Origin of the sequence: Sphaerospermopsis aphanizomenoides BCCUSP55 (genome assembly GCF_001586785.1) — a bacterium.
Lineage (GTDB): Bacteria > Cyanobacteriota > Cyanobacteriia > Cyanobacteriales > Nostocaceae > Sphaerospermopsis_A > Sphaerospermopsis_A aphanizomenoides_A.
On record NZ_LUFH02000134.1, the window covers coordinates 1 to 13,391 of the forward strand.

Consider the following 13,391-nt stretch of genomic DNA (forward strand, 5'->3'; position numbering starts at 1 on the left):
TAGGTAGGGTTGGTGAGGTTATTTACGAACTGGATATCGTGATTCACTCACAACGAATCGCACTCTTCCTTTGTACCTACTTTGCGAATGGCCACTCCCTCTTACATATTGTTTGTCTCTACCCTATGCTTATAGCGTGCTACGCAAACGCCTAGCGGCGATTATGCAAAACTTTTATAATCGCTGTAACCCAGCAGAAGCAGCGATACTATGAAAGGAAATTAACACACAAAAAAGCGAAATTTTCTAGTTGATTATCTGCTGAATTGAAAATGCAATAATACTTGAGTTCGATGTCTGAAAATCCGCTAAAAATCAGTTTTTCAAAGAGTTGTTACCAAGTTTCACCAGTAAATCAGCTACAAACTAAAACTTGATTAACGTTTACTTCGATAGGATAGGGCTGTAAAAAAGGACAGACTTTTGATGATAACTTGTAGGAAACTTTGAAATTCTGCGTCCATTCTTCTTGAAAAACTCCACTTCTTCACTTAATAAGATTGTTAGGGGGCAAAAATTTGACACGCATAATTACACTTTTTAATCAGTCTGGTGGTGTAGGTAAATCGAGTTTAGCTATGAATCTTGCCTACCATTTGCAGGAGCGTAAACATCGCGTACTGTTGATAGATATGGACCCTCAAGGGTCGCTTACAACTTTTATGGGGCTAGACCCGACAGCACTAGAGCAAACTGTTTATGACTCCATTTTGCATTCTGTCCCATTACCGATTCAAACTCAAGTTCATGGTATAGATTTAGCTCCTGCCAATATTAATTTGAGTGCTGCTGAATTAGAATTAGTGGTAGCAGATATGCGAGATATCCGACTCAAAGAAGCTTTAGAACCAATAGTTGATCAATATGATTTTATATTGATAGATTGTCCACCTAGTTTGGGATTGCTGAGTTACATCAGTTTGGTAGCAGCCACTCACGTTTTAGTTCCAATTCAAACTCAATACAAGGCATTTTGTGGAACTGAGTTATTGTTAAATACGGTTGCCAGAGTGCGATCGCGTCCCAATCGTAAACTAGCGATCGCTGGGTTTATTCCTACTATGTATGATGGTCGTAATATTCAGGATGCCCGAACTTTAGAAGCTATCCAACAACAATTAGCAGCAGTGGGTGTGGTCTACCCAGCTATTCCTCGTTCTACAGCTTTTGCTGACGCATCCGAAGATCATGTACCTTTGGCAGTCTATAATCGCAGACACCCTGCTGTGCCTATTCTCAAGAAAATTGCACAAGGTCTAGAAAAGTTATGAGTAGTAGGCGCGATCGCCCATATTAACAAATGAAACCTTTGGATATCCTGTTTGGGGAGTCTCAATCTGTAGCTGAAATAGTTGCTATTGAATCAATTTGTCTCCCACAGCAGCAACCAAGGCGTTACTTCGACCCACAAGCAATGCAGGAATTAGTAGAGTCCGTGCGGCAACATGGGATTCTACAACCACTGCTGGTGCGTTCTCGTCCAGATAATAAACATGAACTGGTAGCTGGAGAAAGACGCTATCGAGCAGCAAAAGAAGTTGGTCTAGCGGAAGTGCCAGTTGTAATTCGAGAACTCACCGATGAAGAAGCTATGCAGCTTTCTTTGATTGAGAACCTCTGCCGTGAGGATTTGAACCCAGTTGAGGAAACTGAGGGCATCTTGCAACTTTTAGCCATTCGTTTAGGAAGTGAAGTTGCCGATATTACTCCTTTGTTGTATAGAATGAAAAATGCAGCAGACAAGCAAGATGAGTCTAGGCATAACGTTATGCCTAACCCAGAAGCTCAAATAGTGGAAGAAGTGTTTAAGAGTTTGGGGTTAATGACTTGGGAATCCTTTGTCAAAAATCGTCTGCCATTATTAAACTTGTCGGAGGATGTGTTAACAGCACTGCGTGAAGGAAAAATTGCTTACACAAAAGCGAAAGTGATAGCTCGAATTAAAGACGAAACTGCACGCCAGGAATTACTAGCAGTAGCAATTGCGGAAAACCTGTCCTTAACTCAAATCCAGTCACGAATTAAAGCTATACAACCCCCTTCTGATCCTGATCAACGTAAAGAGCGGATAGAAGGAACAATGAAGCGAGTGAAACAGGCAAAGGTTTGGGAAGACCAGCAGAAATGGAGTCGTTTAGAAACACTCTTAGCACAAATAGAGGAATTGCTTGCTCAGGAATGATGTTGTAACTGAAAAGCCGATAGCAATAAAAACATAACAGGCATCACCATAACGCTTTTTCATCAAAGTGGGTTGAAACTTTGATTTTCTGTTGATCGAAATAATTTAAAATCCTAAATTGCACATTCTATGATGAAAGAGCGATAACTATCACTTTGTCAGTGTGAACTTAAACGACTGTTAGATCGTATTTGTTTATAAATTCGGCGAAGTTTTACAATACTGTTACAAGTTGTCCGGTAGGCGTAAAGCGAGCGTGTCTTTAGACTTGAGATAAGTACCCAGGCAAAATTAATTGCACATAGTTATTTAAGAACAAATATCTATAAATCTCACTTGTTCCCTGTTCCCTGTTCCCTCTCCTAACTATGAAATTTATTTTGCACGACTACTTATAAGCGACTCGTGCAGTTTGGCGAGTTCACCTGGTTATGTCAAATTTGCTGACTACCGTTCAATGTAGAAAACTAATTTAAATTTCATCATTATGAGTACATGGTTTGATACAGCACGACTGGGGATGTTTATTCACTGGAGTCATAGTTCCCAACAGGGACGTGAGTTATCTTGGCCTATGGTTGGAGGTGTATTCAGTCTTCCTTTCTGCAAAGATATTCCGGTTGAAGAATATTACCGTACAGTCAATACTTTCAATCCTCAAGATTACAATCCTCAAAAATGGGCATATTTAGCAAAAAATTTAGGAGTAGAGTATGCCATATTAACTACCAAGCATCATGATGGGTTTGCTCTATTCCATACTCAAGAATCAGATTTTTCTATTGCATCTACACCTTATAAAAAAGATATTGTCCGTGAATATATTGAAGCTATGCGCTCTGTAGGATTGCGGGTTGGGCTTTATTTTTCACTTTCAGACTGGCATCATCCTGATTATCCGGCTTTTACGGAAGCTGATAAACCTTATCGGTTTGAGCAACTGCCTCAACCCACACAGCAACAGTGGGAGCGATATATTCAGTTTATGTTCAATCAAATCCGAGAATTATTGACCAACTACGGTCAAATTGACATCTTATGGTTTGACGGGAGTTGGGAAAGGACTCCAGAGCAATGGCAAGCTGAAAAATTGGGAAAAATGATTCGTGATTTACAACCCGATATTCTTATTAATGACCGCTTACCCAATTGTGGAGACTTTGCAACTCCTGAGCAATTTATTCCCCCCCAACCTCCGGCTCATTTGTGGGAAACCTGTCTGACTATTAACGAGAGTTGGGGATATAACCCAGATGATCACCACTTCAAATCCTCTCGGCAACTGATTCATACATTGTGCGAAGTGGCAGCTAAAGGCGGTAAACTCTTACTTAATATTAGTCCAATGGGCAATGGACAAATTCCGCCTGAGCAGTTAGAGCGTCTAGAAGATATAGCTGAATGGATGTCTCAGCATTCTGAAAGTATACTCGATACAACACCTGGACTAGAACCTTGGCAATTTTATGGTCCTTCAACCTGTAAGGGCGACCGTATTTATCTACACCTATTAATGAAACCTTACGAAACAATATCGGTTAGAGGAGTGCCAATAAAACGAGTGAAATCAGTATCTATTCTTGCTGACGGTACAGCCCTTACCTATATAAGTCGCTGTGCAATTATAGATTCCCTCTTAAATTCCGACCCACTGGGGGAATTAACAATTTTTGTACCTGAATCAGTCATCAATTCGTTCGCTACAGTGATTGCTATTGATATCAACTCCTCTTTAACCTAAAAGGTAGTCCATTAGTCCACCACTCCAAGAGTGTCTCAAGGATGCAGAATTTCTTTAAGTCTGCGCTCTTTCCTGGCCAATGAAAAGGTATTGTCTTGAGGGGGCGACAAGCAAGGTGAAACAAAGATAGTCAAAGGGTTTGGGATGACAAACCCCTGGAAAAATATCGTCTTGATTGAAGGTTAACTATGCTGTTATTAGATAGTTATACCATGATAAACCCTGAATACACCAAGATAAAACTCTAGGCGATGGTAGAGTGAGTCATGAAAAAACCCTACACCCTACACCCCACACCCTGCCTCAACTTTAGCTTCTTTGTCGCCCCCTGAAGGTATTGTCAATAATCAACGAATCGCACTTCCATAATTTATGTGATTGGGTGGTACAGTCCATCTTTGCTGTGACTTGAAGAAGATTTTGGACAGGTTGTCCAACTTTACCTTTCAAAAATGGATGTCCAACTTCTCCTTCTAAAAAAGTCCAAAAAATAGGCTTCTGCTGTTTTAGCTAAAATTCAGTTAGGGTATATACAGGGGTTTTATAGGGGCTATGTATACCCCAATGAGAAATTTGAGAATTATGGCTATTCCCTTTAGCCCTTAAATATCACCTACATAGGGTATATATAGGTGATACTTAGGGTATCTTTTGCTAAAATCCAATAATTTGGGGTATATTTAGGGGTTACTTATGGGATAAATATACCCTAACGCGAAATTTGAAAATAATTAAACTTTTAGCCCCTATCTAGGGTATATATAGGAGATACTTAGGGTATTTTTGTGCCACCCTTTTTTTGTATCCCACTTGACCCCCATGCCCAACATTCACGCCTTGCAAAAAATTTTTCCAGCAGGATTCGATAACGGTTACGGCAGTTTGAAACTTTTCGTAGATGGATTTGAAGTTGTTCGTATCCCCAGTTATATTTCCACAGCCGAGATGGAAGATGTACCAGGAAGAATCGTCTTAGATGGTGTAGCTTACACCGTGGGAGAATCTGCCTTTCGTACAGGTTATCATTTTGACCGCAACACAGACCACAACGAAAACAAAATTAAAAATGCACTGTTGATGTTATTTGGTGGATTAGCACATCTGCCACATCGTAAAGCTTGGCATTTAAAATTAGTCGTCAGCTTACATGACATAGGACTAGCAGAAGATTTAAAACAAGAACTCAACGGAGAATATCAACCAATACTTGCGGGCAAAAAATCAGATGTCACCCTAGAAATAATCAAAGTTGTCCCAGAAGGAATGGGTGCATTGTTTGGGCATCAACTTCCACCCAAACTCACCGTCCTAGATTTTGGTAATGGAACTACACTTTATTCTCGTTACAACCAAGGAAAGCGAGAAGTCCACACTCCCTACCCCGCAGGTGTAGAAGTTCTCATCGAAGACATTGCCGAAAAAATGAAACGTCTCAACGGAGGGAAAATCGGCAACGCCTCCCAGATTCGATTTTGTTTGGAAAGGGGACATACCAGATACAGTCGTGACATTGATATTAAAGATATCTACACCAGTTGTTTGAAAGATTGGTATGAAAAATTCTTAAAGAAACCCGTAAGCCTGACACTAGATGCCAAGCACCAGGGGGATGAAATTTGGGCAATTGGTGGAGGTTGCTTGTTACCTGGATTTAAGAAGCTATTGGAGAAGAACGGGTTTAAAATTCTGGATAATCCCGTAGAAGCGAATGCCTGTGGATTGCTAGGGATTGCAAAAGCCATGATGAACAAGAATCTGTAGCACTCCTGACCGCCCCTGATTTGAGCTTGAGGGGTAATGGCGAATTTTGAATCAACTAATTTGAATGGGAACGAAGCCAATGACACCGGAAAAAGTTCGGATTAAAGATAGTTACCGAGAACGTATATTTGCCGAATCACAGCAACTAGATAAAAGTTACTTAGAGACGCTTTACTTTATCATTGATTGCTATTTTGCTTTCAAAAAGGGTGCATTCCCTATGCAACAAGTAGTTACACAAGTTACACATACCCCGGCTTTCAACCCGATTGCTACAAACCCAACCCAACAAGACCAGCCCCCTTCAACTCCATCATCACCAGAAAATCGCAACGATGCTGATGGCGAAACATTTACCCTTGATTTTGATTTGTGACTGTTATACTTTGGTGTTGCTTCATTCATTCCCAAACTGATAAGCTGTTACGCATTTGCTTTTTTGCCCAAAAGCCTTATTAGAAGGATTCTTGGCTGCAAAATATTAAATTTAGCTGCGTAAACGCCTAGAAATACTAGCGATTTATCCTAATTCCTCAAAAACAATATCCTCATAAACCGACTCAATGGGAAAACTTAAATCAATACTTCGTAACTCGATATTATCCCCCGGCTGATAATTAAAAATTTCCCAATTACCGCGATCATTTTTGCGGTATAAATCAATTGCTATTTTCTCAGCATCAACCAAAACATAATCTTGCAAACTAGGATTGCGACGATACAATCTAAATTTATCCCCTCGGTCATAACTGGCTGTACTGGGAGATAAAACCTCAACAATTAGACAGGGATATTGAATTGCTTGGATTGCAGTGCGGTCGCGCTCGTCGCAAGTAACGCTCACATCAGGATAAACATAATCCTTCGTTTCCAAAATATTTACACGACAATCGGAATTACCAACCTGACAACCACTACCCCGTAAATGACCTTTAACAATGAAAATAAAATTACTAGCAATTCGGCCATGATTTTGAGTTCCCCCACTCATAGCGTAAACTTCACCATTAATATACTCATGGCGAAGCAGTTGTTTTTCTTCCCAGACAAAATATTCTTCGGGTGTTAACTTAGGAAACTTATCTTTTACAGCAATCATTTTTTGTTACCTCATCTGCGCTCAATACAAATTAAAATCGCTTTCATCAACAATACCTTAATTAGCTTTTTTGTATCGGCTTCCTTTTCCACTCATTTTCGCTAGATTTACCCTTAGTCACCGCGCCAAGAGTAAAATATCCACTTGGATGATTTCACTGGGTGTAATTCCATGCCAGGATAAATATTAGAAGTGCGATTCGTTGTTAGATCAGCTATCTAATAGATTACTGGTAATGGATTTAACTACTAAAATCATAGAAGGTTCTGGACTGAGTATACCTATTTTTGATGGGTCGTACAACAACGGCAAAGGAAGATATCTATCAGAACCAGAAATCATCAAAAACTCCCTATTAGCACAAATATTCGAGCCAGAAGAATTAAAATCATTACTCCTGGTAAAAATTGACAGTAAAAATCCAGACGCAAATCATCTCAAAACCAGAACATTTAAAGATGGTATCAAACGCAAATTAGCCTTTAGTTCAGGCGATAACTATTACTTTGCTGATGATGCACTGCGTAAGAAAATCAGACAATTATTTGCTACAGAGCCGGATACCGCTTGTCGTTATGGTTCATTATTAGTTAGTAATTGCTATAAAGGTTCAGAAACATTTACAAACTTACGAGTTAAAATTGTAGACTTTACAGACCCACAATATGCTGATTACAAAACTGGAGACTGTCACGGCAAGATTTCACCGCGACTAGCTAAACAACTCGGAGGAGAACGCAACTGTCCATTACAATTTCGATTTGCATGGATGAAATCTTGGGTTGAAAATATTGATAAATCGGAATCTCAGAACGTACACACAAGTAATGGAATATCTAACCACAGAGGACACGGAGGAATAAGAGTAGAAGAAAAAGATAGTGTAAGTCCGAAATCTTCAAATTTAGCCAAAAGAAGTTTTTTAACAGATGAAGAAAGTGATGATATAAATTCAAAATCTCAAAATTCATCCGCAGGAAATTTTTCACAATATGAAGAGAATGATTGTGTAAATCAGAAATATTCAAATTTACATAAAACAATTTTTTCACAAGATAAAGAAAATGATTGTATAAATTCAAAATATCCCAAAACCAGCTTTTTAGCCAAAGGAACTTTTTTACCAGATGCCAAATTAACAGATGCTCAAGATTACGACATCATCATGGATATTTCCTCAATCAAAGGCATCAAAAAATCCCATCTGAAAAAATTAATCCCTTGCGGTGAATACAACTTTCCCCAAGCAGTAATAGGTAATAGAGGTAATGCCAAAGCCACCAGCTACGATAACAGTTGGCAGTTTACCATTTGGTACTCAGAAGCAGCAATCAAACAAGATTTAACTCAACCAACCCAAGAAAAAGCCCAACAACTAGCCGAATTACAACGCCATCCATTAGCACTAGCAAAATACATTATTCAACAATACGACAAACAACAACAATCCCAACAAGAACAAACAGAAGAAACAATTAATGAAATAGACAATAATACCAACAATCAAATACAAGAATCTCGCTGGATTTCCCTACTCCGCAGTGATAAATATGGTCAATTAATTGAAACACCCAAATTTCGCAAATTTGCCACAGATTATATAGCCAATCAATGGCGTGATTTAGCCATTAAAAGTGGATACAGCCATAGTTCAGGAATGGCCATGCCATGCGATCGCCTACCACGAGGTAAAATTTGCGTCCCCCACCTACCAGAAGGAGAAGTCATTCTCACCCGTTACCCCATCGTCAACTCAGACAACATCCGCCTTTACAGTAACATCCATGACCCAGAACTCAAGAAAACTCGCAACGTAGTGTGGATTCACCCCAAAGACGCTGAAGAATACCACCAAGCAGACTTTGACGGCGACCAGTTAATGGTGAGTCCAGCAAGTAAACTACCCAATATTGCCAAAGAAACACTCCGTGCAGGAGAACCAGGCAGATTTGAACCAGTTAAACAGCGTCCTAAACTAGCATATACAGAAATCACAGATGAACAAGGCAACTTAAAATACCGTGACTTATCGCAAATAGCCGCCGTTGCCAACCAAAATAAAGTAGGATTAGTAGCAACAAACATTGGAAGAGTACAATCATCAACGCCCCGTGAAGGTGAAAATATTGAACGATTTACCAGACGACAAAGGAAACTGTTAAATCGTCTTTTTCAAGCACTACAAGTAGAAGTAGATTCACCCAAAAGTGCCGAAAGATTAGAAGACATTCAAGAAATTGATGGTGCGAACTTATTAGCAGATGCTAAAAAATGGTCAGAATCCCATCCTAGTTACTTTTTTGACTTTAAAAAAGACGAACGGCTTTATCGTTCCTTCTCCATGCCAGCAGATGCCCCAGGAGCGATAAATGTCATAGCCAGAGAAGTAGTAAATCCCTTATGGCAACCTACTCGGATTCGCAGCAGAGATAGACATGAATTTCGTTATTTATTTCCCAAAGAAACATTATCAGTAGATGCCTTAGAATGGGCAGAAGAATTAAAAACCAGATTTCAACAATCGAGAGAAGAAATTAAACAAAGAGTAGGAGATGATAGAGAAGCATTTAATGAAGAATTGGGCAAACTTTACGATAGTTATCGAGCAGAAATAGATGAAATATTTACCACACCAGAGGAAAGGTTAGAAGGTGCAGCAGCACTCTGGCACACACAACACACCCGTCCAGAATTAGATAGACATCGTAAGCAATGTTTAGAATTAGCAGCACAGATAGAAACTACATTTTCCTTTGAGCATAATTATGAAATGCCCAGTGCAGCATTACCAAAAGATACTTATGTTTTGAGCGTTCCTTTTGGTGAGAATGCGATAAAATGGAAAGAAACTTTAGAACAAAAAGGAATTGAATTTGATGCTACGATTCATCCCCAATTACCTGTGATTGAATTTGCTTTTAAAGACTTATCACCGAAAATAGCAGAAAAATTAACAGCTAAATTTGGTGATAACTTTAATGATATAAATGAGTTGAATATACCCAGAGATTTAAGAATTATTTCTCCCGCAGATCATTGTTGGGCAGAATCACGTCAAGATACAGGTGTAGGTGCTTTGGCATATAATTTATTTACAGAAGAAGTATGTCAGCAACTTCAGGAATTTCAATTTGATGAAATTAAAGTATTGGGGATTAAATATAATGATTTTGCTGATGAAGATTTTGCCAGTCAGCAATGGAAAAAGCAGAGTGTGAGTTTAGAAGTAGGTGTTTTTGAATTACCTGAATCACACCCAGATTTTTATCGTTATAACGGTACACCGATATTACAAATTGATGGTCAGAATTTAGGCACTTTTGCCCCTGATAGTCCTAAGTTACCTGTTGGAACTAAGTTTGTAGCTACGTTGAAACCAGAAGGTTCTAGTATTATCCTCAAGGTTAATGCTGATTCAATAGAGTTGCCAGATGTGAACTTAATAGAATTGGAAGATAAGTTAGATAATGTTGAAGAAGATGATGATTTGATGGAATTTTCAGACTTTACATTAATAGAATCAGAAGATACATTAGATACTGGTGAAGTGGAAGATTTGATGGAATATTCAGACTTTACATTAATAGAATCAGAAGATACATTAGATACTGTTGAAGTTGATGATTTGATGGATTTTTCAGATGCAACTTTATTAGAATTTGATTCAAGTTCAATCTTGTATGAATCTAAATCAGAAAACAAAAATTCGTCAAAAGCGAACTTAATAGAATTAGAGAACAAGTTAGATAATATTGAAGTTAATGATGATTCGATAGAATTTTTAGATGTGACATTATCAGAATCAAAAGGAACGTTAGATAATGCTGGAGAGTTGCCAGGTATTCATCGGGGATTTTGGCGGACGGAAATGTTTGATGATGTGGTTGAGTCGATCGGTATTACTTATCAACATCCAATAGCGTATGAATCTGAAAGGAGTGGAATTGAATAATTTAAGATTGGTGGACAGTGGACAGCTTATGTTCAGCGTAGTGGTGATTTTATTGTGCGGAATGAGAATAACCGGACGATTTGTAGAGGGAATATGTACACGGGTGAGGAGATGTTTCCGCTTTCAGAAGCAGCAGCTAGTGAGTTAGAGGAGATGGTTTTACAAAGGGAGCAATTATCAACAAATATATCCTCTGGGCAATCTCTATACTCAACTCAGTCATCATTAAATAGTAAACAGGAGATATCAAATAATGGAAACCGCAATCAAAATCATAATATCGAATTGAATAGATAAAACTTGTGAAAGTTGTGCAGAAGCAGTATAATTTTTGTCTAGTTATAATAAGTATGTTGCAATGAAAAAACGATATCTAAACCTGAAAGAAAGTGTAATCCGCTTTTTATATAGGGTTATTTTTTCTATTACTGTTGTCAACATTACCTAATTTTATCGTTGCCAAACTTTAATGGTCTGATCTCTTCCTCCACTTATTAATGTTTTTCCATCTGGACTAATTGCAATTGATGTCACACCTCTGCGATGTCGTTCAGGTAAAGTTTGTGATTCGTTTTCGGTAATTTTCCACTCTACAATTGTTTCGTCATTACTTCCACTCACTAAAGTTTTACCGTCTGGACTAAATACAAGACAAGTAACGCCATCTGAATGTTGTCGCAGAGTTTGAGGTATTTCTCCAGAATTCAAATACCAAAGTTTAATAGTATTGTCATTGCTACCACTAGCTAGTATTTCTCCATCTGGACTAAATGTTAGCGTATAAACAGCATCTCGATGTGCTGCAAGTGTACCTAAACATAGTTTACTATCTATATCCCATAGTTTGATAGTTTTATCGTAGCTACAACTAGCAATAATTCGTGCGTTTTGGGGGTTGAAAGCAACACAGGTTACTTTATCAGAATGACCAGATAATTTAGCGATTTCTTTGCCGCTTTCTACATCCCACAATTTAATATCTTGATTATCATTGGCCGCTAATATTTTGTTATTAGGACTAAAAGCGACTGAATCAAAACCGAAAACATCTAAAAAATTACTCAAAAGAGTTTTACCAAATGTATGAAGTGGATGTAATGAACCCATACGCCAAATGTATATTTGATAAGCTTTACAAGCAGCAATTAATTGAGCATCTGGACTAATTGCTACAGAGGTAAACCATAAATCAAAAATACCTGTTGTACAAAAGGGAACAGATATTTCTTGTAGTATTTCTCGTGAGTTTGTCAGCCAAAGTTTAATAATTTGATTCCCGCCACTAATAAAATATTCTTGATTAGGACTAAAAGCTAGTTTTAATCCATAACGCATCACAGATTGTTGAGAAAAATCAGTTAAATTTTTAGCTAATTTATCTATTATAGGAATTCCCAAGGATTGGCTTTCAACTTGAGTGAAATCATTCTCTGTTAAACTAGCGACACATCGCCAATTTATTTTTTGAATAGCTTTAACTAAGGCTTGGATTGCTTGTTCATCCCAGTTTTGATAGATGCGATCGCCTATATGAATTTCTTTACCTTCCCCAATATTGACGATATTTTTACCTATTTGTAATGCTATTTGAGGGTTATCGGCAAGCAGTTGTTGTAATAATTTTATATCTTCATCGGTGTGCTGTCCCTTTTTAATACGATGTAGTATTTTTTGCAGGCTTTCAGAATGTGCCATAGAATATTTGTAACTGATAGATTAGTTTAGTGATTTGGTCAAAAAACGAGGTTAACTTTTGGGTCAAATATAAAATTGTAAATGTAGCCTGATAAAATTATTAAAGGATGATAGCTGTGATACTCAAAAAGTTAGAACAACAACTTCTTGCCCTCAGTCCTCATGAAAAAGTCCAGGCTATACAGATACTTGCTCAAAGCCTTAGTAGCAGTTGGCAAGGAATTGAGAAAACCCCTGGAGTCTGCGGTGGAGAAGCACGCATTACAAAAACTCGTATCCCCGTTTGGGTACTTGTGCAAGGTCGTCATCTTGGATACAGTGATGCTGACCTTCTGACAAGCTATCCTAGCATTACAGCTACAGATTTAGCTAATGCTTGGGTTTATGCAGAAGCTCATGCTGATGAAATCGAACTGGCAATTAAGCGTAATGAGGCGGACTGTTCGGTGATTTAAGAAGCAACTTCAATGCTAGTAATTGAGTCTATAGATATATTAGTGTCGTCTAAAAATTCTAATAGTTCATTATCTAAGAGGGATTGAGCCGAGATCCCTGCAAAAACGGAAATAGAGACTGAAAACCCTTGTCCTGTATAGATTCTAGCGATTTGAAACCACAGGTTTATAAGAACGTCCACACATAGGACAAAACTTATACTTGAGAGACACCACCAACTCACCACAGTGATCACAACAAGACCGTAATGGTGTACCGCACAGATAACAAAACTTAGCCCTAACATTTGCCCACAAAGGGTCAGCAGCAGCCCCAGGATTCCAACATTGTGGACAAAACTTAACCCCTTGAACCAGAGAAACTTCCTCACCCTTAACGACAGCATCCAAATATTCTTGGGGTACACCAAGAGCGATCGCCAAACCACCAAGAGTTTTGCGATTAATTTTCAATGTCAAACCCCGTTCAATCTTCCCCACAGAACGAGAATGAATACCCGCAGCAG

11 protein-coding genes are annotated in these 13,391 nt (G+C 38.4%); 8 read left to right on the forward strand and 3 right to left on the reverse strand.

Annotated elements, in window-relative coordinates:
* Positions 1-518 precede the first annotated feature (518 nt).
* From A0J48_RS23890 to A0J48_RS23910, 5 genes are all read left to right on the forward strand, one after another.
* Entirely contained in the window at positions 519-1,271 is a 753-nt protein-coding gene (locus A0J48_RS23890; protein WP_200327086.1) for a ParA family protein, read from the forward strand.
* Positions 1,272-1,300: 29 nt separating this feature from the next.
* Positions 1,301-2,182, forward strand: coding sequence for a ParB/RepB/Spo0J family partition protein (locus A0J48_RS23895; RefSeq protein ID WP_234301123.1), 882 nt, complete (start codon positions 1,301-1,303; stop codon positions 2,180-2,182).
* A 487-nt stretch (positions 2,183-2,669) separates the two neighbouring features.
* Complete coding sequence (locus A0J48_RS23900) at positions 2,670-3,923, forward strand: alpha-L-fucosidase (protein WP_200327087.1); 1,254 nt, start codon at positions 2,670-2,672, stop codon at positions 3,921-3,923.
* A gap of 819 nt (positions 3,924-4,742) precedes the next feature.
* Entirely contained in the window at positions 4,743-5,684 is a 942-nt protein-coding gene (locus A0J48_RS23905) for a ParM/StbA family protein (RefSeq protein ID WP_200327088.1), read from the forward strand.
* Between the two features lie 79 nt (positions 5,685-5,763).
* A complete protein-coding gene (locus A0J48_RS23910; RefSeq protein WP_200327094.1) occupies positions 5,764-6,060 on the forward strand; it encodes a hypothetical protein in 297 nt (98 codons plus the stop codon).
* Positions 6,061-6,204: 144 nt separating this feature from the next.
* Here the strand turns inward: A0J48_RS23910 and A0J48_RS23915 are convergent, their stop codons facing one another.
* Positions 6,205-6,783, reverse strand: a complete 579-nt coding sequence (locus A0J48_RS23915; protein WP_200327089.1) for a Uma2 family endonuclease — start codon at positions 6,781-6,783, stop codon at positions 6,205-6,207.
* Between the two features lie 235 nt (positions 6,784-7,018).
* Here A0J48_RS23915 and A0J48_RS27245 point away from each other — a divergent pair, with 235 nt between their 5' ends.
* Together A0J48_RS27245 and A0J48_RS23930 are read left to right on the forward strand one after the other, a co-directional pair.
* Positions 7,019-10,735: a hypothetical protein gene (locus tag A0J48_RS27245; protein ID WP_234301124.1), complete on the forward strand. Its 3,717-nt coding sequence runs from the start codon at positions 7,019-7,021 to the stop codon at positions 10,733-10,735.
* A 111-nt stretch (positions 10,736-10,846) separates the two neighbouring features.
* Entirely contained in the window at positions 10,847-11,032 is a 186-nt protein-coding gene (locus A0J48_RS23930; protein WP_234301125.1) for a hypothetical protein, read from the forward strand.
* Between the two features lie 153 nt (positions 11,033-11,185).
* Here the strand turns inward: A0J48_RS23930 and A0J48_RS23935 are convergent, their stop codons facing one another.
* Positions 11,186-12,430, reverse strand: coding sequence for a WD40 domain-containing protein (locus tag A0J48_RS23935; RefSeq protein WP_200327091.1), 1,245 nt, complete (start codon positions 12,428-12,430; stop codon positions 11,186-11,188).
* 116 nt (positions 12,431-12,546) lie between these two features.
* Between A0J48_RS23935 and A0J48_RS23940 the strand changes: the two genes are divergently transcribed.
* Positions 12,547-12,885 carry a DUF433 domain-containing protein gene (locus tag A0J48_RS23940; protein WP_200327092.1) on the forward strand — a complete coding sequence of 113 codons (339 nt, stop codon included), beginning with the start codon at positions 12,547-12,549 and terminating at the stop codon, positions 12,883-12,885.
* A gap of 144 nt (positions 12,886-13,029) precedes the next feature.
* On the opposite strand, the gene A0J48_RS23945 is transcribed toward A0J48_RS23940, so the two are convergent.
* A partial coding sequence (locus A0J48_RS23945) for a zinc ribbon domain-containing protein (RefSeq protein ID WP_200327093.1) occupies positions 13,030-13,391 on the reverse strand: 362 nt, incomplete at its 5' end.

Excerpts from the sequence above, each read along its gene's own strand:
- A0J48_RS23895 (WP_234301123.1), top strand. The coding sequence starts at position 1,301 with ATGAAACCTTTGGATATCCTGTTTGGGGAGTCTCAATCTGTAGCTGAA.
- A0J48_RS23900 (WP_200327087.1), top strand. The coding sequence starts at position 2,670 with ATGAGTACATGGTTTGATACAGCACGACTGGGGATGTTTATTCACTGG.
- A0J48_RS23905 (WP_200327088.1), top strand. The coding sequence starts at position 4,743 with ATGCCCAACATTCACGCCTTGCAAAAAATTTTTCCAGCAGGATTCGAT.
- A0J48_RS23910 (WP_200327094.1), top strand. The coding sequence starts at position 5,764 with ATGACACCGGAAAAAGTTCGGATTAAAGATAGTTACCGAGAACGTATA.
- A0J48_RS23915 (WP_200327089.1), bottom strand. The coding sequence starts at position 6,783 with ATGATTGCTGTAAAAGATAAGTTTCCTAAGTTAACACCCGAAGAATAT.
- A0J48_RS27245 (WP_234301124.1), top strand. The coding sequence starts at position 7,019 with ATGGATTTAACTACTAAAATCATAGAAGGTTCTGGACTGAGTATACCT.
- A0J48_RS23930 (WP_234301125.1), top strand. The coding sequence starts at position 10,847 with ATGTTTCCGCTTTCAGAAGCAGCAGCTAGTGAGTTAGAGGAGATGGTT.
- A0J48_RS23935 (WP_200327091.1), bottom strand. The coding sequence starts at position 12,430 with ATGGCACATTCTGAAAGCCTGCAAAAAATACTACATCGTATTAAAAAG.